This window comes from Methylobacterium fujisawaense, assembly GCF_014138435.1.
GTDB classification, from domain to species: domain Bacteria; phylum Pseudomonadota; class Alphaproteobacteria; order Rhizobiales; family Beijerinckiaceae; genus Methylobacterium; species Methylobacterium fujisawaense.
On the sequence record NZ_JACJIM010000002.1, the window covers coordinates 208,159 to 228,786 of the forward strand.

Annotated in this window: 21 protein-coding genes; 7 read left to right on the forward strand and 14 right to left on the reverse strand. The window is 70.5% G+C overall.

The genetic code is table 11. The features are described from left to right. From ribB to GGQ91_RS05970, 4 genes are all read right to left on the reverse strand, one after another. On the reverse strand, positions 1-1,077 hold the full coding sequence (gene ribB / locus GGQ91_RS05955) for a 3,4-dihydroxy-2-butanone-4-phosphate synthase (protein WP_043380842.1): 1,077 nt from the start codon (positions 1,075-1,077) through the stop codon (positions 1-3). A gap of 32 nt (positions 1,078-1,109) precedes the next feature. Further along, a complete protein-coding gene (gene aroC, locus GGQ91_RS05960; protein ID WP_053610690.1) occupies positions 1,110-2,210 on the reverse strand; it encodes a chorismate synthase in 1,101 nt (366 codons plus the stop codon). Positions 2,211-2,458: 248 nt separating this feature from the next. After that, complete coding sequence (locus GGQ91_RS05965) at positions 2,459-3,076, reverse strand: MrcB family domain-containing protein (protein WP_182591581.1); 618 nt, start codon at positions 3,074-3,076, stop codon at positions 2,459-2,461. Continuing rightward, positions 3,073-4,206, reverse strand: coding sequence for an anhydro-N-acetylmuramic acid kinase (locus GGQ91_RS05970; RefSeq protein ID WP_100793966.1), 1,134 nt, complete (start codon positions 4,204-4,206; stop codon positions 3,073-3,075). The genes GGQ91_RS05965 and GGQ91_RS05970 overlap by 4 nt, the downstream gene beginning before the upstream one ends. A gap of 123 nt (positions 4,207-4,329) precedes the next feature. Here GGQ91_RS05970 and tyrS point away from each other — a divergent pair, with 123 nt between their 5' ends. Continuing rightward, complete coding sequence (tyrS, locus tag GGQ91_RS05975; protein ID WP_043355636.1) at positions 4,330-5,601, forward strand: tyrosine--tRNA ligase; 1,272 nt, start codon at positions 4,330-4,332, stop codon at positions 5,599-5,601. Positions 5,602-5,641: 40 nt separating this feature from the next. Continuing rightward, positions 5,642-6,325 (forward strand): response regulator, encoded by a 684-nt coding sequence (locus GGQ91_RS05980; protein ID WP_182591582.1) that lies wholly within the window; start codon positions 5,642-5,644, stop codon positions 6,323-6,325. A 13-nt stretch (positions 6,326-6,338) separates the two neighbouring features. On the opposite strand, the gene tatC is transcribed toward GGQ91_RS05980, so the two are convergent. The 6 genes from tatC to argS form a co-directional block, all read right to left on the reverse strand. Continuing rightward, a complete protein-coding gene (tatC, locus tag GGQ91_RS05985; protein WP_043355639.1) occupies positions 6,339-7,139 on the reverse strand; it encodes a twin-arginine translocase subunit TatC in 801 nt (266 codons plus the stop codon). Beyond that, positions 7,136-7,699: a Sec-independent protein translocase protein TatB gene (gene tatB / locus GGQ91_RS05990; RefSeq protein ID WP_043355641.1), complete on the reverse strand. Its 564-nt coding sequence runs from the start codon at positions 7,697-7,699 to the stop codon at positions 7,136-7,138. The genes tatC and tatB overlap by 4 nt, the downstream gene beginning before the upstream one ends. 103 nt (positions 7,700-7,802) lie before the next feature. Beyond that, positions 7,803-8,075 carry a twin-arginine translocase TatA/TatE family subunit gene (locus tag GGQ91_RS05995; protein ID WP_043355642.1) on the reverse strand — a complete coding sequence of 91 codons (273 nt, stop codon included), beginning with the start codon at positions 8,073-8,075 and terminating at the stop codon, positions 7,803-7,805. A gap of 156 nt (positions 8,076-8,231) precedes the next feature. Further along, positions 8,232-9,236 carry a beta-N-acetylhexosaminidase gene (gene nagZ, locus GGQ91_RS06000; RefSeq protein ID WP_043355644.1) on the reverse strand — a complete coding sequence of 335 codons (1,005 nt, stop codon included), beginning with the start codon at positions 9,234-9,236 and terminating at the stop codon, positions 8,232-8,234. Between the two features lie 270 nt (positions 9,237-9,506). Beyond that, positions 9,507-10,877: an SPOR domain-containing protein gene (locus GGQ91_RS06005; RefSeq protein WP_043380780.1), complete on the reverse strand. Its 1,371-nt coding sequence runs from the start codon at positions 10,875-10,877 to the stop codon at positions 9,507-9,509. Positions 10,878-10,925: 48 nt separating this feature from the next. Continuing rightward, positions 10,926-12,677: an arginine--tRNA ligase gene (gene argS / locus GGQ91_RS06010; RefSeq protein WP_043349127.1), complete on the reverse strand. Its 1,752-nt coding sequence runs from the start codon at positions 12,675-12,677 to the stop codon at positions 10,926-10,928. Between the two features lie 279 nt (positions 12,678-12,956). Between argS and GGQ91_RS06015 the strand changes: the two genes are divergently transcribed. Then, on the forward strand, positions 12,957-13,397 hold the full coding sequence (locus tag GGQ91_RS06015; RefSeq protein ID WP_182591583.1) for a hypothetical protein: 441 nt from the start codon (positions 12,957-12,959) through the stop codon (positions 13,395-13,397). Between the two features lie 25 nt (positions 13,398-13,422). Here GGQ91_RS06015 and GGQ91_RS06020 read toward each other — a convergent pair whose 3' ends face one another. Next, positions 13,423-14,670: a deoxyguanosinetriphosphate triphosphohydrolase gene (locus GGQ91_RS06020; protein ID WP_182591584.1), complete on the reverse strand. Its 1,248-nt coding sequence runs from the start codon at positions 14,668-14,670 to the stop codon at positions 13,423-13,425. A gap of 153 nt (positions 14,671-14,823) precedes the next feature. On the opposite strand from GGQ91_RS06020, the gene GGQ91_RS06025 reads away from it, so the two are divergent. The 3 genes from GGQ91_RS06025 (at position 14,824) to GGQ91_RS28380 (ending at position 17,402) form a co-directional block, all read left to right on the forward strand. Then, on the forward strand, positions 14,824-15,150 hold the full coding sequence (locus GGQ91_RS06025) for a HesB/IscA family protein (RefSeq protein ID WP_043349135.1): 327 nt from the start codon (positions 14,824-14,826) through the stop codon (positions 15,148-15,150). Positions 15,151-15,295: 145 nt separating this feature from the next. Next, positions 15,296-17,218: a hypothetical protein gene (locus GGQ91_RS06030; RefSeq protein WP_182591585.1), complete on the forward strand. Its 1,923-nt coding sequence runs from the start codon at positions 15,296-15,298 to the stop codon at positions 17,216-17,218. A gap of 58 nt (positions 17,219-17,276) precedes the next feature. Beyond that, positions 17,277-17,402: a hypothetical protein gene (locus tag GGQ91_RS28380; RefSeq protein WP_281375012.1), complete on the forward strand. Its 126-nt coding sequence runs from the start codon at positions 17,277-17,279 to the stop codon at positions 17,400-17,402. Positions 17,403-17,564: 162 nt separating this feature from the next. Here the strand turns inward: GGQ91_RS28380 and GGQ91_RS06035 are convergent, their stop codons facing one another. From GGQ91_RS06035 to GGQ91_RS06045, 3 genes are read right to left on the reverse strand one after another with little or no spacing between them, the layout of a single operon-like run. After that, positions 17,565-18,299 carry an ABC transporter ATP-binding protein gene (locus GGQ91_RS06035; RefSeq protein WP_053610698.1) on the reverse strand — a complete coding sequence of 245 codons (735 nt, stop codon included), beginning with the start codon at positions 18,297-18,299 and terminating at the stop codon, positions 17,565-17,567. Continuing rightward, positions 18,280-19,017, reverse strand: coding sequence for an ABC transporter permease (locus GGQ91_RS06040; protein WP_043349142.1), 738 nt, complete (start codon positions 19,015-19,017; stop codon positions 18,280-18,282). The genes GGQ91_RS06035 and GGQ91_RS06040 overlap by 20 nt, the downstream gene beginning before the upstream one ends. Positions 19,018-19,068: 51 nt before the next feature. Continuing rightward, positions 19,069-20,049: an ABC transporter substrate-binding protein gene (locus tag GGQ91_RS06045; protein ID WP_043349145.1), complete on the reverse strand. Its 981-nt coding sequence runs from the start codon at positions 20,047-20,049 to the stop codon at positions 19,069-19,071. A 187-nt stretch (positions 20,050-20,236) separates the two neighbouring features. On the opposite strand from GGQ91_RS06045, the gene GGQ91_RS06050 reads away from it, so the two are divergent. After that, the gene (locus GGQ91_RS06050; RefSeq protein ID WP_182591586.1) at positions 20,237-20,614 is read left to right on the forward strand and encodes a 4a-hydroxytetrahydrobiopterin dehydratase; all 378 of its coding nucleotides are present in this window, start codon (positions 20,237-20,239) and stop codon (positions 20,612-20,614) included. Positions 20,615-20,628: the final 14 nt, after the last annotated feature.

Genomic DNA, 20,628 nt, shown 5'->3' on the forward strand with positions numbered 1-20,628 from the left:
TCAGCCCTCCAGGGGCTCGTCGCCCAAGAGCTCGATGCCGAATCCCGAAAGGCCGACATAGGAGCGCGACGAGGTCGCGAGGTTGCGGATCGAAACCACGCCGAGATCGCGCAAAATCTGGGCGCCGAGCCCGATCTCGCGCCATTGCCGCGCCCGCAGGGCCTCCGTGCCCTCGTCGGTGACGGTCTTCACCGGCACGCCCGCAGTCCCGTCCCGGAGATAGACCAGCACGCCGCGCCCGGCGGCCGCGAAGCGCTTCAGCACGGCGTCGATCTGCTTTCCCCCGCCGATCACGTCGGCGGCGACGTTGGAGCGGTGCAGGCGCACCAGCACGTCCCGGCCGTCGCCGATGTCGCCCATCACGAAGGCGAATTGCTGGATCGATTCGAAGGGCGTCGAGAACACGTAGGCGTTCACGTCGCCGTGGTTCGAGCGGACCGTGAAGTGGCCGACGCGCTCCACCAGCCGGTCGCGTGCCTGCCGGTAGGCGATGAGATCGGCCACCGAGACCTGCTTGAGGCCGTGCGTCTCGGCGAAGGCCTCGATCTGCGGCCCCTTCATCACGGTGCCGTCGTCGTTGGCGAGCTCGCAGATCACCCCCACGGGCGGCAGCTCGGCGAGGCGGCACAGGTCGACCGCGGCCTCGGTATGGCCCGAGCGCATGAGCACGCCGCCGTCGCGGGCGATGAGCGGGAAGACGTGGCCGGGCCGCACGAAGTCGCCCGCGCCCATGTTGCCGTTGGCCAGCGCCCGGACCGTGTTGCAGCGCTGCTCCGCCGAGATCCCCGTGGTCAGGCCGTGCTTGACGTCGACCGTGACGGTGAAGGCCGTACCCAGCGGCGCGTCGTTCGACGCCACCATGGGAGCGAGGTGCAGCCGCCGCGCCTCGCTCTGCGTGATCGGCGCGCAGACGATGCCGCAGGTGTTGCGGATGATGAACGCCATCTTCTCCGGCGTGCAGAGCGAGGCGGCGACGACGAGATCGCCCTCGTTCTCGCGATCGTCATCGTCGGTGACGACCACGATCTCGCCGCGGGCGAAGGCCGCAATGGCCTCTGTGACGGAGCAGTGGGGCACGGGCATTCTCGAATCGTTGGGACGGACCCGGATCAGGGCTGCGATCCGACCTGTCCGCGATGGCGCAGATAGTGATCCGCCAGCACGCAGGCCATCATGGCCTCCGCAACCGGCACGGCGCGGATGCCGACACAGGGATCGTGCCGGCCCTTGGTGACGAGATCGACCTCGCTGCCGTCGCGGGCGACCGAACGGCGGGGCGTCAGGATCGAGGAGGTTGGCTTCACGGCGAAGCGCACCACGACCGGCTCGCCGTTGGAGATGCCGCCGAGGATGCCGCCGGCATGGTTCGCGAGGAAACGCGGCCGATCGCCGTTGCCGGCGCGCATCTCGTCGGCATTGTCTTCGCCCCGCAGGGCCGCCGACGCGAACCCGTCGCCGATCTCGACGCCCTTCACGGCGTTGATCGACATCATCGCCGCGGCGAGATCGGCGTCGAGCTTGCCGTAGACCGGCGCGCCGAGGCCAGGCGGCACGCCCTCGGCCACGACCTCGATGACAGCGCCGACCGACGAGCCGTCCTTCCGGATCTCGTCGAGGTAGGTCTCGTAGAAGGCGGCCGTCTCGGCATCGGGACAGAAGAACGGGTTGTCGCCGACCGCGGCCCAGTCCCAACGGGACCGGTCGATGGCGTGCGGTCCCATCTGCACCAGGGCTGCCCGGATGGTCACGCCCGGGATGACCTTGCGCGCCACGGCGCCGGCCGCGACCCGGGCGGCGGTCTCGCGCGCCGAGGACCGGCCGCCGCCGCGATAGTCGCGAATGCCGTACTTCACGTCGTAGGTGTAATCGGCATGGCCGGGGCGGTAGCTGTCGCGGATCTCCGAATAGTCCTTCGAGCGCTGGTCCGTGTTCTCGATCATCAGCGCGATCGGCGTGCCGGTGGTGAGCTGGCGGCCACCGGTGCGGTCGTCCGCGAACACGCCGGACAGGATCTTCACCTGATCGGGCTCGCGGCGCTGCGTCGTGAACCGCGACTGGCCGGGCTTCCGGCGATCCAGCTCGGCCTGGATCTCCTCGGCCTCCAGGGGCAGGCCCGGCGGGCAGCCGTCGACGACGCAGCCGAGCGCGATCCCGTGGCTCTCGCCGAAGGTCGTGACGCGGAACAGGTGGCCGAAGGTGTTGTGCGACATGGCGCCGTTGCCTTAGCGCGGGAGCGCCGGGGGCACAAACGCGGTGCCTGCAAGGGTCCGGGCGGAGGGCTGGGTAGAGGGCTGGGCGGAGGGCTGGGCGGAGGGCTTGGCGAAGGGCTTGGCGGATGCGTTCGCTCGCTCGGAATCCCCGTCCCTGCGGGCGCAGCGCAGCGATCCCGGGCAGCGGAACAGCGGCGCTACCGGATTGCGTCGCTGCGTCAGGACGGCCCTCGCGGCGGCCTGCGATCTCATGCCGTCCCGCCCGAACAGGACAGGTCGAGCCCGCCCCGCGCCTTCAGCGCCCGATATGCCGCGACCGCCACGGCGAGATCCCGGTGCAGCCGGCGCTCGTCGCCGAGATTGGGAAGGTCGTAGGTGAGGCCGAGGATGTGGGCGGCCTCGTAGCCTTCCGGCAATTCGCCCGCGCTGCCGAGGGCGATCGTCGCGTTCGGCAGCGCGTCGGCGAAGTCCGAGAGCCGCGCCTTGAGCGCAGCGCCGCTTGCACGGAGATGGGCGCCGGCCGCCGTCGGACCGTAGCTCCGGATCGCCGCCACCGTTCCCTGCGCCAGCGACAGGTGCACCGCCTCGCGATGGGCCGGGAACAGGTAGACGAGGTAGTAGCCCCGCGTGGCGCTGGTGGTGATGGCGGGGTCGAACACGGCGAGCCAGGGGATCGCAGCCCAATGGCTCCCGCGCCCGGGACTGCCCTTGACCAGGAACGGCCCGTCGATCGGCGCCAGTGCGGCGCGCAGCTCCTCCGGCGCGCCCTTGCGGATGACGGAGGCCAGCGGATGGCCGGCCGGCGGGTCGAGCCGGGCGAGCGGGTATTCCTCGATGATCCGCCGGAGCGCGTGGCCGAGACTCACGGCCGCGTCAGGACCCCACCGGTGATCGCCTCGCGCACCCCGGTGGTCGACGGCAAGGTGATCGGCAGGCCCTTGAGCGAACGCACCGCCAGATACGCGAAGGCTTGCGCCTCCAGGTAGGCCGAGGACCAGCCGATGGCGTCCGCGGTCGTGATCTCCGCGCGCAGATGATAGTTGAGGAGCCGCACCAGCTCGCCGTTGCGCGCGCCGCCGCCGGCCACGATCCAGCGGGTCGGGATCTCGGGGGCGTGGTCGAGGGCGCGGGCCACCGCGCGCGCCGTGAAGGCCGTCAGGGTGGCGGCGCCGTCCTCGGTGGAGAGCTGGCCGGCGAGCTTGTGGGAGAACCAGTTCCGGTCGAGCGACTTCGGCGGCTTGCGGAAGAAGAACGGGTGCGTCAGCAGCCAAGCGAGCAGTTGCTCGTCGGGACGGCCCCGGGCCGCGGTGCGACCGCCATCGTCGAGGTTCTTGCCCTCGCGCTCCTGCATCCATTCGTCGATCAGCGCATTGCCGGGACCGGTGTCGAAGGCGATGACGCCGCCCTTCGAGTCGATCAGCGTCGCGTTGGCGACGCCGCCGATGTTGAGGATGCCGAACGGCCCGTCGAAGCCCGAGGCCTCGGCCAGCGCCTTGTGGAAGACCGGCACCAGGGGCGCCCCCTGCCCGCCCGCCTCGATATCGGCCCGGCGCAGGTCCGAGACGACCGGGATGCCGAGCCGGGTCGCCAGCGCCTGCCCGTCGCCGATCTGGATCGAGATGCGCTGGTCCGGCCGGTGGATCACCGTCTGGCCGTGGAAGCCGATCACGTCGATCTCGGACGCTGACAGGCCATGCTCCTCCAGGAAGCGCTCCACGGCCTCGGCATGGGCCAGGGTGACGAACGCTTCCGCCTCCGGCAGCCGCCCGGGCCGGTCGCCGGGATGGAGCACGGATTCGGCATCCTTGGTGGCCGCGCGCAGGAGCGCCTTCTCGTCGTCGGCGTAGCCGCGGTAGCCGGTGGGACCCAGCGGCTCCAGGAAGTTGTTGTGGCCCTTGACCACGTGGACCCGCTCGCCGTCGGTCTCGATCAGCGCGATGTCGACGCCGTCCAGCGAGGTGCCGCTCATCAGTCCGATCGCGCGCATCATCGCCATGCCGCCCTGCCCCGTGCCTTTCGGCCAACGCCCTGCTAAGAGCGCGCCGTATCCTGAACCCAGCGCGAGCTAGCATGCGGGGCCTCGGCCTGTCGCGCCAGCGCGCGACCCGAGATGGCAGCCATGACCGCCGAGAGCTTCGCGCCGAAATCCGACTTCCTGCGGATCCTGACCGAGCGCGGCTATATCCACCAGACCTCGGACCTGGCCGGCATCGACGCCGCGGCCCTGGAAGGCCGGCTGACCACCTATGTCGGCTACGATTGCACGGCGCCCTCGCTGCATGTCGGGCACCTGCTGTCGATCATGATGCTGCACTGGCTGCAGGCCACGGGGGGGCGGCCGATCGCCCTGATGGGCGGCGGCACCACCCGGGTCGGCGACCCGTCGGGCCGCGACGAGACCCGCAAGATCCTCACCGTCGAGCAGATCGACGCCAACAAGGCCGAGATCCGCAAGACCTTCGACCGGTTCCTCCGCTTCGGCGAAGGGGCCGGCGACGCCGTGATGGTCGACAACGCCGAGTGGCTGACCAAGCTCAACTACATCGAGATGCTGCGCGACATCGGCCGGCATTTCTCGGTGAACCGGATGCTGTCGATGGACAGCGTGCGCCTGCGCCTGGAGCGCGACCAGGAGCTGTCGTTCCTGGAGTTCAACTACATGATCCTCCAGTCCTACGACTTCGTCGAGCTGAACCGTCGCTACGGCTGCGTCATGCAGATGGGCGGGTCGGATCAATGGGGCAACATCGTCAACGGCATCGATCTCGGCCGCCGCATGGGCACGCCGCAGCTCTACGCCCTGACCTGCCCGCTGCTGACGACATCCTCGGGCGCCAAGATGGGCAAGACCGCGGCCGGGGCCGTCTGGCTCAACCCGGAGATGCTGAAGCCGTACGATTACTGGCAGTTCTGGCGGAACACCGAGGACGCGGACGTGGCCCGCTTCCTCAAGCTGTTCACCCTGCTGCCGATGGAGGAGATCGCGCGTCTCGCCGCGCTCGCCGGCTCCGAGATCAACGCGGCCAAGACGGTGCTGGCCACCGAGGCCACCGCGCTGATGCACGGCCGCGAGGTCGCGGAGGCCGCCGCCGAGACCGCGCGCAAGACCTTCGTGGAAGGGACGCTGGCCGCCGACCTGCCGAGCGTGACCGTGCCGTCGGCCACCCTGGAGGCCGGGCTCGGGGTGCTCACCGCCTTCGGCCCGGACGTCGCCAAGCTCGTGCCCTCCACCAGCGAGGCGCGCCGGCAGATCAAGGGCGGCGGCCTGCGGGTCAACGATGTACCGGTCACGGATGAGAAGGCGATGCTCGGCCAGGGCGACCTGACCCCGGACGGCGTGATCAAGCTGTCCTTCGGCAAGAAGCGGCACGTGCTGCTCCGGCCGGAATGAGCCGTCCGGCCGCCTGGATCCGCGACGGGAAACAGCCCGCGTGAGCCTTGCCCGGATCCTGGTGATCGACGACGAGCCGCCGATCCGCCGGCTGCTCCGCACCGGCCTCGGGACGCAGGATTACGCGGTCGCCGAGGCCGCCGACGGGGCCGCGGCGCTCGCCGCCCTGGAGGCCGGGGGCGTGGATCTCGCGATCCTCGATCTCGGCCTGCCGGACATGCCCGGCCATGCCCTCCTTGCGGCGATCCGCGAGCGCTGGCCCGACCTGCCGGTCGTGATCCTGTCGAGTCGCGACGACGAGCGCGGCAAGGTCGAGGCCCTCGATCTCGGGGCCGACGATTACGTTACCAAACCCTTCGGCATGAACGAGCTGCTGGCGCGCATCCGCACCGCCCTGCGCCATCGCCTGGCCATGCAGGGGGAGCGGCCGGTCTTCCGGGTCGACGACCTCTCGGTCGATCTCGTCCGCCGCGTCGTCCGGGTCGGCGAGCGCGCGGTGAAGCTGTCGCGCCGGGAATACGAGTTCCTGCGCGTGCTGGTGCAGCATGCCGGCAAGGTGCTGACCCACGCGCAGCTCATGCGCCACGCGCCGGCCTCGTCGGATCCGCAATACCTGCGCGTCTATATCCGGCAGCTGCGCCAGAAGCTCGAGCCGGACCCGGAGCGCCCGCGCTACCTGCTCACCGAGACCGGCGTGGGCTACCGCCTGCGTGCGCCGGACTGAGCCCGGCGCCGCCTCACGGCTCCAGGCCTTCCGCCGCGCGCCGCGCCGCCCGCAGCTTCTCGACCCGCGCCACCGAGAACACCGAGGCCTCGTAGAGCAGCAGCATCGGGATCGCGAGGGAGAGCTGGGAGATCACGTCCGGCGGCGTCAGGATCGCGGCGGCGACGAAGACCAGCACGATGGCATAGCGCCGCTTCTCCCGCAGGAAGGCCGCGTCGATGATCCCGATCTGACCGAGCAGCGTCAGGATCACCGGCAGCTGGAACGCGATCCCGAACGCGAAGATCAGCGTCATGATCAGCGACAGGTACTCGTCGACCTTCGGCAGCAGCTTGATCGTCGGCTCCCCGGCCACGCCCACCTGCTGGAGCGACACCGAGAATTTGATCAGCAGCGGCATCGCCAGGAAGAACACCACCAGCGCGCCGAGCACGAAGAAGATCGGCGTGGCCACGAGGTAGGGCAGGAACGCCTTCCGCTCGTTGCGGTAGAGGCCCGGGGCCACGAAGGCGTAGATCTGCGTGGCGATCACCGGGAAGGCCAGGAAGGCCGCCCCGAAGACGCTGAGCTTGATGTTGGTGAACACCTGCTCGAGGAAGTGCGTGGCGATCAGCTCGGCGTTCTGCGCACCCACGATCGAGACATAGGGGTAGACCAGAACGTTGTAGATATCGCGCGAGAAGAAGAAGCAGGCGAAGAACATCAGCACGAATGCGATCAGCGACTTGATCAGCCGCGCCCGCAATTCGATCAGGTGTTCGAGCAGGGGCGCCCGCGACGCCTCGATCTCGGCCTCGTCCGCATCGCTGATCATCGGGCGGCCGTGCCGTTCTGGGACTCTTCGGTGGCGTGATGCGGGGCGGGCGGAGGCCCGAACGGATCGTCCACCGACCCGGGCACGGGCAGGGGTGCCTCCGCCATCTGCGGTGCAGGATCATGGGACGATTCGGCGGGCGGCGTCCCCGAGACCGGGGCCGGTGCTGCGGCGTCCTGCTCGGCCTTGAGCTGCGCCGTGGCATCGGCGAGGGATCGGGTCTCGACCGGCGGCTTCTCCGGGCCGAGCTTCTCCGGGCCGACCTTGGCCCGGCCCTCGACGGCGCCCTTCAACTCGTCGCGGATGGTCTGCACGGGATTGAAGGTCGAACTCGCATTCCGGACCGTGTTGCGGATCCCGTCCACTTCGCGCCGGACGTCGTCGAGTTCCGCCTCGCGGATCGCCTCGTTGAACTGCATCTGAAATTCGCCGGCCATGCGGCGCAGCTTCGAGGTGATCTGCCCGACGGTGCGCAGCGCCTTCGGCAGATCCTTCGGCCCGATGACGATGAGGGCGACGCCGCCGATCAGCATCACCTCGCCCCAGCTCATGTCCAGCATGTCGTCGACGGTCCTGCTGCCCTGAGATCCGGCGCGGTGGCCGGACCCCGTCAGGCTCTACACGAGCGCGTGCGCTCTGCCAGTCCTACAGTCGCGCCCGCCGTCAGACCGGCTTGCGCTCGCCGCCGGGAAGATGGCTCGCCGGGATCGCCGTGCCGGGGCTCGTCTCGGTGGCGTGCGGGATGGTGCGGACCGGTTCGGCCGGCGGCGGCGCGGCCTGGCTGACCGGAGGGGTCTCATCCTCGGCCATGCCCTTCTTGAAGGCTTTGATGCCCTTCGCGACGTCGCCCATCAGATCGGACACCTTGCCGCGTCCGAAGAGCAGCATCACGATGACCGCGACGATGACCCAGTGCCAGATACTCATGCTGCCCATGGCAACCTCCTGCGGGCGCCCCGAAGAAGCGGGAGCGCGACGCCACGTCCGGTTGAGGATTTCGGGGCGAACCTAGGGATCGCGCCGCCCGAACACAAGCAGAGGCGATGCCACGGCCGGTGGAAGGCCGCGGTGGAAGGCCGCAAGGGGCCCAGGTCAGGCGGCGGCGAGGGCCGCGGCGAAGCGCTCCCGGGCTTCCGGAACGTCGAGTCCGTCGCCGGCGGGGTCGAGCTGCGCCAGCGCGGAGGCGGCGCGGCGCGCGGCCTCTCCGGTGAGCGCGGGCGCCGCTTCGGCCACGGCGCGCATTTCGTCCATGGCGCCGTTGCAGTGGAGCCCGATATCGATCCCCGCCGCGAAGGCGCGCTCCGTCCGGTCGCGGAACGAGCCGGTCAGCGCGTGCATGGAGAGATCGTCGGTCATCAGAAGCCCGTCGAACCCGATGGTGCCGCGGATGATGTCGCGGATGACGATGGCGGACTGGGTGGCCGGCCGGTCGGGGTCGATGGCGGTGAAGACCACGTGGGCGCTCATCGCCATCGGCAGGTCGGCGAGCGCCCGGAAGGTCCGGAAATCCTGCTCCGCCAGATCCGCGCGCGTCGCATCCACCACCGGAAGGCCGTGGTGGCTGTCACAGGTGGCGCGCCCATGCCCCGGGATGTGCTTCATCACCGGCAGGACGCCCCCGGCCATCAGGCCCTCGGCGACCGCGCGGCCGATCTCGGCCACCCTGTCCGGGCTCGTCCCGTAGGCCCGGTCGCCGATGATGTCGTGCGAGCCCGGCGCCGGCACGTCGAGGACGGGGGCGCAGTCCACGTTGATGCCGACCTCCGCGAGGTCGTGCGCCATCAGGCGCGCGCCGAGGCGGGCGACGGCCGCGGCGCTGCCGTTCAGGCGTCCGTAGCGGCCGCCGGCCGGGTAGGCCGGCCAGTGGGGCGGACCCATGCGCTGGACCCGGCCCCCCTCCTGATCGATCAGGATCGGCGCGCGATCGGATCCGACGCAGTCCCGCAGCGCGCCGGTGAGGGCGCGGACCTCGTCCGGGGTTCCGATGTTGCGCTTGAACAGGATGAATCCCCAGGGCTTCACGTCCCGGAAGAAGGACCGCTCCTCCGCCGAGAGCGACGAGCCGGTGCAACCGAGGATCAGGGCGCGGGAGGTCATCAGGAACGGCTCGGAAACTGCTCGGTGGCGGCGCGAAGACGGCGGCGGGATCGCCGGGCGGTTCGGCTCGATGGCGACAGAGTCGGGCGGGAACGGGGAGCCGGCAAGACCAAACCGCGGCTCCGGGCGGAGGCCGGAGCGATGCCGCCGCCGGTGTGGCCTTCAAGACTCGGTCGGCAAGACTCGGTCGGCGAGCCTCGGTCGGCGGGGCGCCCGAGCGGATCACCGCGGGCGGGAGCGCTGCCCCGACCGCGGCTTTCCGTCAGAACCTTAGTTCTTGGCCACGAAGCACTGGCCGCCCTCGCCCTGCAGGGCGCTGCACAGGCTCGCGGCCTGAGCCTTCTCCAGGGGTCCGACGCGGACGCGATAGATCGTCTTGCCGTTCACCTCGGCCTGCCGGATCAGCTCGGGCTTGCCGGCGAGCTGTGTGTACTTGGCCTGCATCTGCCGGAACGCGGCCTTCGCCTCGGCGGCGGAGCTGCGCACCCCGAGCTGCACCGAGAAGCCGCTGACCGGGCCGGACTTCACGGCCTCGTCGTCGGTGGTGGTGCTGGCGGTGGTGTCGGGCGCGGCCGCTCCGGCCGGGGCGACGGCGGCGATCCGCTGGGCGGCCTTCGGCGGCGGCTTCACGGCCACCGGCTTGGGAGCCGGCGGCTCGACCGCGGCGTCCGGCTGCGCGTCGACGGGCGTGGCCGTGGTCGCCGGCATGGCGGCGGCCTGGCGCATCGGCTTCGACTTCGCGGGCGCTGCCGGCGGCGGCTCGTCGCCGGGCAGAACCATGGTGGGGATCGGGGCCGGCCCGGCGTCGACGGCCTGCTGCTCCCGCGGCGGCGGTGCGGGCGGCGCCTCGGGCTTGACTGCGACGGTGCGGACGCGGCGGGGCTCCCCGAACGCTTCGAACGGGCCGTTGCCCGGCGTCGTGCCGCCCTGGGCGCCGGTCGGCTGCGACGGGCCCTGGGCCGCGCGCGCGGCCTCGGCCACGTCGAGGGGCTGCTCCTCGCGGTTGACGATCTTGATCTGGCCGTCCTTCTTGCCCTTCGGATCGTAGATCTGCCGGTTCTGATCCGGGATCTCGACACCGTCGGCCACCTTCGGGGCGACCTTGAGCGGGGTGGAATCGGCCTGCACCACCGGCACGCCGCCATGGCCCGAATTGCTCATGCCCTTGTAGGTGAGCGCACCGGTGACCGCGAGCGCCACCACGGCGACGCCGGCGCCGACCGAGACGAGGCGCCGGCGCGGATTCGCGCGACGCAGGGCGTGGCTGTCCGCGTAGGCGTCGTCGCCGCTCGATACCGCGACGCCATCTGGCGCGTAGGCGCCGCCTTCGCGATGCGTGTCCTGCTCCACGGAGGCGAGGTACTGATCGAATGCGTCGGCCGGCGTCGCCTTGGCGGGCTCCGGCGCGAAGCTCGGCTCCACCCGAGCGTTCCAGCCGGCCTGCGGCTGGGTGTCGGGCGCGACGGCGCGCATCTCGTCGCGCGCGGCGAGCAGAGCCCGGAACGGATCGTCCTGGCCGACGATGCGGGCGAGTTCCGCCAGCGGATCCGCCTTGGCCGCCTGCGGCGCCTGACCCGTCTCCTGACGCAGATCGCGCGCGAAAGCGTCCAGATCGACCTGAGCGCGCGAAGCGTTCGTCATGGCAGCATCCTCACATCAACGCCGGTGACCGGCCCGATGCGCTCGGGCCTATCGCATCTCGTCCGGCGCGGTCACACCGAGAATCGCAAGGCCGGCCGCCAGCGTGCTCCGCAGAGCTTCGATGAGCGCCAGCCGGGCCCACGTCGACTTTCGGTCGGTTGCATTAACAAACCGTAATTGCGGCAAGTCTTTGCCCTTGTTCCAGAAACTATGTAGCGCCGAGGCCAGTTCATAGAGGTGGAATGCGATTCTGTGCGGTTCGTGCGCCAGGGCTGCGGATTCGAGAACCCGCGGGTACTGGGCGATGAGGCGCATCATCTCGATCTCGCCCGGATCGCTCAGCACCGCGAGGTCCGCCTCGCGTGCCAGCGCCGCGGCCGAGAGGTCGGCCTCGGGAAACGCCTCGCGCGCCTGCCGCTGCACCGAGCGGACGCGGGCATGGGCGTACTGAACGTAGAAGACCGGATTGTCCTTCGACTGCTCCACCACCTTGGCGAGGTCGAAATCCAGGGTCGCGTCGTTCTTCCGGTAGAGCATCATGAACCGGATGGCGTCGCGGCCGACCTCGTCGATCACGTCCCGCAGGGTCACGAATTCCCCGGCCCGCTTCGACATCTTGACCGGCTCGCCTGCGCGCAACAGCCGCACGAGCTGGCAGAGCTTGACGTCGAGCGTCGCCGCGCCGTCGCTCACCGCCTTCACGGCAGCCTGCATGCGCTTCACGTAGCCGCCGTGATCCGCACCGAGAACGTCGATCAGCTCGGTCGCGCCCGCGAGATACTTCGCCCGGTGGTAGGCGATGTCGGAGGCGAAATACGTGTACGAGCCGTCCGACTTCAGCAGCGGCCTGTCGCTGTCGTCGCCGAATTCCTTGGTGCGGAACAGCGTCTGCTCGCGGTCCTCCCAATCCTCCGGCAGCTGGCCCTTGGGCGGCGGCAGGCGGCCCTCGTAGACGAGGCCCTTGGCGCGCAATTCCGCGAGCAGCGTCTTCACGGCACCGCTCTCCTGGAGCGTGCGCTCGGAGAAGAACACGTCGTGGCGGATGCCGATCGCCTCCAGATCGGCCCGGATCATGGTCATCATCATGTCCAGCGCGGTCTCGCGCACCGTGGGAAGCCACGCGGCCTCGGGCTGGTCGAGGAGCGCGCGGCCATGGGTCTCCGCCAGCTTGGCGCCCACGGGCTTGAGGTAGTCGCCCGGATACAAGCCGTCCGCGATGGCGAAGGGCTCGCCCAGAGCTTCGCGGTAGCGCTGGAAGGCGGAGCGGGCCAGCACATCGACCTGTGCGCCGGCATCGTTGATGTAATATTCCCGCGTCACCTGCCTGCCGGCCGCGACGAGCAGATTGGAGAGGGCGTCACCGAACACCGCGCCGCGGCCATGGCCGACATGCATCGGCCCGGTGGGATTGGCCGACACGTATTCGACATTGATCGGCCCGCCGGGCAGCTCCGCCCGGCCGAACGCCTCCGGCGCGGAGAGCGCGTCGCGCACGACTGCGTGAAAGATCGCGGGATCGAGCCGCAGGTTGATGAAGCCGGGCCCGGCGACGCTCGCCTCCACGATCCGCGGATCGGCGCGGAGTTCCGCCGCCAGGGCTTCCCCCAGCGCCTTCGGGTTGGCCCGCGCCTCCTTGGCCAGGACCAGCGCCGCGTTGGTGGCGAGGTCGCCGTGCGCCGCGTCCCGGGGCGGCTCGACGACCACGCGGCCCAGGTCGAGGCCCTCGGGCAGATGGCCGGCGCGGGTCAGCGCCTCCACGGCCTCGCGCACGCGCGCCTCGAACAGGGCGAAGATGTTCATGGGTCTCGATCTCGCTTGCGCGGGGGTCTCGTCGCCCGGCTCGTCCGGCCTGTGCCCGCCCGGGCGGTCTAGCAAGGGGGCGGGAGGGTGTCACGGCGCCGAGCGGTTCGCCGGCCTGGAGGAGCCCACATTCCCGGCATCGGTCCGGTAACCAAGCGCGCGGCGCTCTCACGTTATCCCACGCGACGAATACGGATCGCGCAGTGTTCGGCTTGTCTTGGCCGGGACGACACTGTGTCATCGCCGACGGTCGCGCGTGTGCCGATCGCGGAGTTACTGATGAAGACCTTGACGATTGCGGGTACGGCGCTCTGCGCCCTGATCCTGGCCGCGCCGGGTGCGGAGGCGGGCGGCTTCCACGGCGGCGGCTTCCACGGCGGCGTCCACGGTGGTTTCCGGGGCGGCTACGGCTACCGGGGCGGCTACGCGGCCCGCGGCTTCTACGGGCGCGGCTACGGCTACGGCTATCGCCGCGGCTACGGACGGGCCCTCGGCTACGGGCTGGCCGGCGCGGGGATCGGCCTCGGGCTCGGGCTCGCCGCCGGGAGCGTCTACGGCGGCTACGGCTATGGTGGTTACGGGTATGGCGGCTACGGCTACGGCTACCCGGCCGCCTATGGCGGCTACGGATACGGCTATCCGGCGGCCTACGGCGGCTACGGCTACGGCGGTGGCTACGGCGGGTGTTGCGGCAGCTTCACCTGCGGCTGCGGCTGCTGATCCCAACCCATCCCGCGCCGGGCCCTCAGGGCTCGGCGAGGGGCAGGCCCCGGCTGGGCAATTCCCAGTGCAGGTCCGGCGTCGTCGCGTAGAGCTTGCGATGCGCCAGGACCGCATAGGTGTCGGTCATGCCGGCGATGTAGTCGGCGACCCGGCGGGCGACCCGCGCCTCGCTGGCCTCCTCGAGACCGGCGCTCCACTCCTCCGGCATCCGGGACGGCGCCGCGGTGAACGCGGCGAACAGGTCGTTGACGATGGCGTCGGCCTTCTTCCGCACCGCCACCACGCCGGGATGCCGGTACATGCGGTCCCACAGGAAGCGCATGATATCGGCATCGGCCGCCGCAATCTCCGGCGAAAAGACGATGACCGCCTGATCCGCATTCCGGATGTCCTCGACGCGGCGCGGATCCAGTTCGGCGATGCGGCGTCCGCCCTCGCGGATCACGTCCTCGACGAAGCGGGTGATCACCCGCCGGGCGAGTTCGTGGATCATGCGCGAGGGCTCCAGGCCCGGATGCAGCCGGTCGATCTCGTCGAGCAGCCCGGCCAGGAACGGCACCGCGCGCAGCTCCGGGATCTCGAACAGGCCGGCGCGCAGTCCGTCGTCGAGGTCGTGGGCGGCATAGGCGATGTCGTCGGCGAGGGAGGCCGCCTGGGCCTCGGGGCCGGCTTGGCTCCACAGGTCGAGGGGGTTCAGCGCATCGTATTCCAGGATCGCCGCCGGGATGCCGCGCGCGGCGTAGCGGGGCGTCGGCTGGCCGTCGGCCGTCAGCAGCGGGCCGTTGTGCTTGACGAGGCCCTCCAGGGTCTCCCAGGCAAGGTTCAGCCCGTCGAAGCCGGCGTAGCGCCGCTCCAGCCGCGTGACGATCCGCAGGGCCTGGGCGTTGTGGTCGAACCCGCCGTAGCGGGCCATGCAGGCGTCGAGGGCGTCCTCCCCGGTATGGCCGAAACAGGTGTGGCCGAGGTCGTGGCTGAGGGCCAGCGCCTCCGCAAGATCCTCGTCGAGCCCGAGGGCGCGGGCGAGCGCCCGGCCGATCTGGCTGACCTCGAGGGTGTGGGTGAGGCGGGTGCGGTAATGGTCGCCCTCGTGATGCACGAAGACCTGCGTCTTGTGCTTCAGCCGCCGGAACGCCGTCGAGTGGATGATCCGGTCCCGGTCCCGCTGGAAGTCGCTGCGGGTCGGCGAACCGGCCTCGGGGATCAGGCGTCCCCGGGTGCGGGCCGGATCGGTGGCGTAGGCCGCGCGCCAGCGCTCACCGTTGGATCGCACGGCATCCGCTCGCAAACTCACGCACCCTGCTCATGACGGCTCCTCGCCCGGCGCGTTGCGGCGCGGGCTTGCGCCTCATATCTTGTGGGCCGGGACGCCCTCGGCAACAGGCGGGGTGCGCCGTCCACCAAACGATTGCGTGGCCAGAGACTGATGGCTGATATCACCCTGACCGCCCGCGCGGCCAAGCGCATCAACGAGATCATGGGGGCGGAGCCGGCCGGCTCGTCGCTGCGGATCAGCGTCAATGGCGGCGGCTGCTCGGGCTTCTCGTATGCCTTCGACATCGCCCGCACCCGTGAGGCGCAGGACGTCGCGATCGAGCGCGACGGCGCCACCGTCATCGTCGACCCCATCTCGATGGAGTACATGAACGGCTCCACGATCGACTTCGTGAACGATCTGATCGGCCAGTCCTTCAAGATCGAGAACCCGCTTGCCACCGCCTCCTGCGGCTGCGGCACCTCCTTCTCGTTGTAGCGACCCGCCCGGCGCATCCGCGCCGTTGCGTCCATACGACACCGGTGCCGGCACGGTCGCCCGGGCCGGCATGCCTGATTGCCTCGCCTCAAAAAACGCGGCACGGCTAGGGAATTCCCGCGCGAGCCCTGGTCCGGATGCAGCCATGAACCACCCGAAGGCCCGCCTCCGCCTCCGGTCGGCCTGGGCGACAACCGGTATCCTCGTCCTCCTCGGCCTCGCCCCCGCGCCACTCGCCGCGCAGGAGGGCGCCGCCGCCGTCCAGGACGTGACGGTCACCGACGTGGTCATCCCGCTCGGCGGCACGCTGCTGAAGGCCCCGAAGCTCACGGCGAGCGGCACGCGCCTCTCCAAGGAGGATCTTGCGGCGATCCTGCGGCCCGATTCCAACGTGCCCTGGGAGCAGCGGCTCGCCCGGCTCGATGCGGGCAGCCTCACCGTGCCGGTCCTCACCTCCGAGAATGCGGGTCCCGGCGACAACCGGCAGACCGTCACCTACCGCGATGTGGTCGCCCGCGACATCCGCGCCGGCCGTGTCGGGGAACTGACGGCGGCCGGCGCCACGGTCAGCTCCGTCGCCGGGCCGAACCGCGGTTCCGGAACCTACGGGCAGGTGCGCGCCACGGATCTGGATCTGGCGGCCCTCAGCCGGCTGTACACGGTTCCGGGCGACGGCAAGGGACCGGTCCAGCGGGTCTATGGCACCATCCAGGTCTCCGATGTGACCTATTCCGACGCGCGCGGCACGACGGTGAAGATCGCACGCCTCGACGGGCGTGATCTCGGCGGCCGGCAGATCCCCGACGGCTGGAGCGGCGCCTTCGCGATCGTGGCCGGCGGTTTCGATGGCTCCAGCGACCGGCGTCCCCTGGCCGCCGCGGCGGCCGATCTCATCGCCGCCACCGCCGTCGGCAGCCTGGAGATGCAGGGCCTCAGCGTCAGCGACTCCGATCCGAAGGGGCCGGTTCTGTTCGAGATCGGCCGGGCCGCCTACACCTCCGCCGGGTCGGAGGGCAGCACCGTCCTGGACAACCTGGCGTTGTCGCGCGGCAGCCTGCGTGTCCATGTCGGTCGCCTCGCCGTCCTCGGGACCTCGCTGGTGCCGACCGTCGCGGCCCTCCAGGGGATCGCCGCCGAGCCGACGGCCGGGCCCGGCTTCTCCGATATCGAGATGCGCCGCCTGACGCCCAAGCTCGGCAATCTGACCCTGAGCGACCTGTCGATCGAGCTGCCGCCCGAGGGCGAACCCGAGCGGGCGCCGCCGCGTGATGGTCGGGCTCCGGCCCGCGGCGGCCTCTCCGACTCTGGCCGGGCGGGGCCTGGCAGGCCGGCAGATCCGAGGACGGGCGACACCGCCGCCGACCCCCTCGCCCTGTCGGTATCGCCCCGGCCTGTCCGCCGGATCGCCCTGCGCGAGGCCACACTCGCTCTGGGGGCGCCGAATGACGGCGTGCCCAGCGCGACCCGCCTCAGTCTCTCCGGCCTCAACCTGCCGGCGGATCTCGTGGCGGGCGCGCCGATCATCGGCATGCTGCCGGTTTACGGGTACCGGGATCTCGACCTCGACCTCGTGGCCGACGCCACTTTGGATGAGAAGGCCCGCGACCTCGCCCTGCGCGAGGTGACGGTGTCGGGTCGCGACATCGGCACCGTCCGGCTATCCGGCACGCTGGGCGGTATCGGGCCCGAGCTCTTCTCCGGCACCCTGCCGGCCGCGACCATGGTGATGTTTTCGGGAAGCGCCAAGGCCCTCGACCTGACGGTGGAGAACGCGGGCCTGTTCGAGCGCTTCCTGGCCGCGCAATCGAAGGATCTCAGCCTCAAGCCGGACGAGCTGCGCAAGGAGTACGTCACCGCCAGCCTGCTCGGCGTGCCGATCATCCTGGGCAACAGCGCGGCCGCCAAGGGCATCGGCGCCGCCATGGGCCAGTTCGTGATGAAGCCCGGCAAGCTCGTGGTCCACGCGAAGTCCAAAGAGCCCGCCGGGATCGGTTTCATCGATCTCGGCGCGGCGCGCTCGCCGGCGGCCGTGCTCGACCGGCTGGACGTCGAGGCGAAGGCGAATTGAGGCGACCGTGACCGGTCTCCGGGCTGTCGCAGCCGGAAGACCGGCCTGAGGAGGCCCCATGCGCGCCGTCCGTCTCGCGAAGGCTGCGCTCGCCGCCGCCCTGGCGCTGACCTGCATGCCGGTCGAGTATGGCAACGTCGCAGACGTTGCCGCCGCGCGATCTGGCCTGCGGCCGGTCGGGTAGATTCCCGTCTCGCCGATCGGGCTTGGCTCTCGAACTGGACCGAGCCGAGACAGCCCAAGGCTGAAAGCTGCCGCGCCGGCTGTCGGAGCGTTCGTCGTCGACCGCGGAACGGCCTGCGTCGAACTTCGCTGCTCAAGCGATCACGCAGGCCCGTTGCGGAGGTTACAGCGCGATGATCTCCGGATGCTGCGCTGCCAGGTTCGCCCGGGTCGCCTCGGCCCAGGCGCGGTCGCGTTCCCGGCGCGGTCGATCGAGGGACACGGCGGCGATGAGACCCGCCGGACGCCGGGAGACCAGCAGCAGACGGTCGGCGATCCCGATCGCCTCGGCGACGTTGTGTGTCACCATCAGGACGCTCATGCCGGACCGATCCACCGTATCCACCACGAGGCCGCGAAGCTCGGCGGCGGCGGCATCGTCGAGGGACACGAAGGGCTCGTCGAGGACCAGCACCCGCGGCCCGTCGGCCAGGGCCCGTGCCAGTGCCACGCGGCGTTGCATCCCCAGGGAGAGCGCCTTCGGATAGCTGGCCCGCCATGCCGTCAGGCCGAGCTGCGCGAACAAGCCGTCAAGGTCGAGCCCGCGCCGCGCCCGAGGGAGCCCGAGGCGGACATTGTGCTCGACGCTGCGCCAGGGGAGCAGCCGCGGCTCCTGGAATACGATACCGGCCCGCTCCGCCCCGGAGACGCGTCCCTCGAACGCGGTATCGAGGCCGAGCAGGATCCGCAGCGTCGTGGTCTTTCCGGCGCCCGATGGCCCGATCAGGCAGACGATTTCCCCGGCTGCGACCTCGAATTCGAGGTTGCGAACCGCCTCGACCGGTTCGGCATCGCGCGGCCGATACCATTTCGACGCGATCGCGACCTGAAGAACGGGCTCAGCGCCAGCGACGGACATAGGCTTCGAGCCGCTGCAGCAGGAGGACGTCGATGCCGATCATCACGGCCATGAAGACGAGGCTGTAGCCGATGATGGCCGCCACGTCGGTGCTCTGGACGAAGTAATAGTTGATCGCGAAGCCGACTCCGTCGGGACGACCGAGCAGTTCCACCACCAGCACGATCTTCCAGGCGAGGGAGAGGCCGGACCGCGCCGCCGTGACGATGTAGGGCTGGAGCTGCGGGATCAGGAGGTCGCGGGCCCAGGTAAGCCGGTCGAGCCGATAGGCGCGGGCCATCTCGTCGAGGCCGGGATCGAGATTACGGGCCCCTTCCCGGACAATCACCGCGACATTCGGGAGCTTGTTGAGGACCACCGCCAGGATCGCCGCGGTCTCGGTGAGCCCGACCCAGACATAGGCCAGTACGGTGATCACCAGGGCCGGCGTGTTGAGGAGGACGAGAAGCGGCGTGTCGAGCGTGAGATCGGTGACCTTCGAGCGTCCGAGCGCGACGCCGAGGACGACGCCGAGAAGCATCGCCACCGTGAATGAGATCGCTACGCGGAGCAGCGTCATGCCGACATTGTGTGCGAGGTCGCCGCGCTCCGCCTCCTGAACGATGAAGCGCAGCACCGCCAGCGGCGCCGGCAGCAGGCGCGATCCCGCCTCGAGTGCAGCCAACTGCCAGGCTGCAAGGAGCACGACCAAAGACGCGATGCGGGTCAGCACGCCCAGGCGATCCCGATTGTCTGGACCGCTGCAACGGTGGCCCGCTGGGCCGGCGCATCACCCATTGCGACCGGTGTAGTACAGGTCGGGAGGCAGTGCGTCGCCCTTTCCGACGAGGCGCGCTCCGCCGAGCCGCGCCATCACGGTGTAGAGTTTCTCGGCATCGGCGCGCTCCTCCGCCACGGGGCGCCGCGGGATGCCGGCGAGGAAGTTGCGCTTGAGCGCCTCGAAGGTCGCATCGTCCTCGGCCGCCATCAGCGGGCGCACGATCTGCCACGCGGTCGGATCCGAGGCCAGGATGTCCTTGGCCGCCCGCGACGCCCGCGCGAAGGCCGCCACGGCAGCGGGCTTCTCCTTCACGGTGGTGTCCTGGAACAGGTAGCCGATCAGCGCCACGTCACCGGGGACGCCGAGGGCGTGCATGATGTCCTCGGCACCGACCAGTTGGCGAAACCCCTTCGCCTGAAGGCGGGCGCAGTAGGTCCAGTAGGTGAGCGCTGCGTCGAGGGCGCCCTGCTCCAGCTTCAGCGTGATCAGCGGGGGCGCGCCGTAGGCGATCTCGGCTTCGCGCTCCAGGTCGATTCCGGCCGCGTCCTTCGCCTGCGCCCGGAGCAGCAGCCAGTTCTTGTCCAGGGGACCGCCGGCCACCCCGAGGCGCTTGCCGGCGAGATCCTTGAGGCTCTTCACCGCGCTCCCGGCCGGTACCATCACGCCGCCCTCGGAGGTCGAGTACGGGATGAAGCGCACCGCCTGCCCGTCATTGCCGAGGCGGGCGGCCCAGAGCAGGTCGCCGATGATCGTATCGACCTGTCCTCCGATGAAGCTGATGCGGGCCGCGTCGTTGCCGGCGAGCTTCACGGCATCGAGCTGAAAGCCGTTGTCGGTGTCGAGGCCGCGGGCCTTGATCACCGCAGCCTCCCAGGTCGACGTCCCGAAGGGCAGACTCCCGAGACGGATGGTCGGCACGTCCGCGCGCGCCGCCCGCAGGCCGAGGCCGCCCAGCAGGCCGCCGGCGAGCATCGCGCGCCGTGACAGCATCACGCCTTCTCCCATCGTATTTCGCAGTCTTCGACGGCGGTAGACTGACGTGCCGCATGAACGGGACGCCACTGGAAAAAGGTCATAGGGCTCACACCGGTTTCCGTCCACCGTGCGGAACACGCTTGCGCGCAACCGGCTGCGGCGGCACCCTCGACCGAGACGCCATCAGGGGAGACATGCGATCATGACCGAGCGACGCGAGGGAGTTCTGGACGAGGCGACCGTGGAGGCGCGGCTGAAGGCCGAACTGCCCGCCTGGCGCCTGGAGGATGGCTGGATCCGCCGCACCTACAAGACGGCCGGCTGGAAGGGCACGCTGATGGTGATCAACACCGTGGGTCACCTCGCCGAAGCAGCCTGGCATCATCCCGACATCACGGCGTCCTATGCCTGGGTCGAGGTCCGGCTGATGAACCACGCCGCCAAAGGCATCACCGAGAAGGACTTCGCCCTCGCCCGGAAAATCGAGGAGGTCGTGTCCTGGCAGCCGGCCCTGGAGGGACAGGGCCTCGAAGGGACGCCCGCGGATCCGCGCTTCGCCTACATCAAGTACGACAAGTAGCCGCGCGGCGCGGG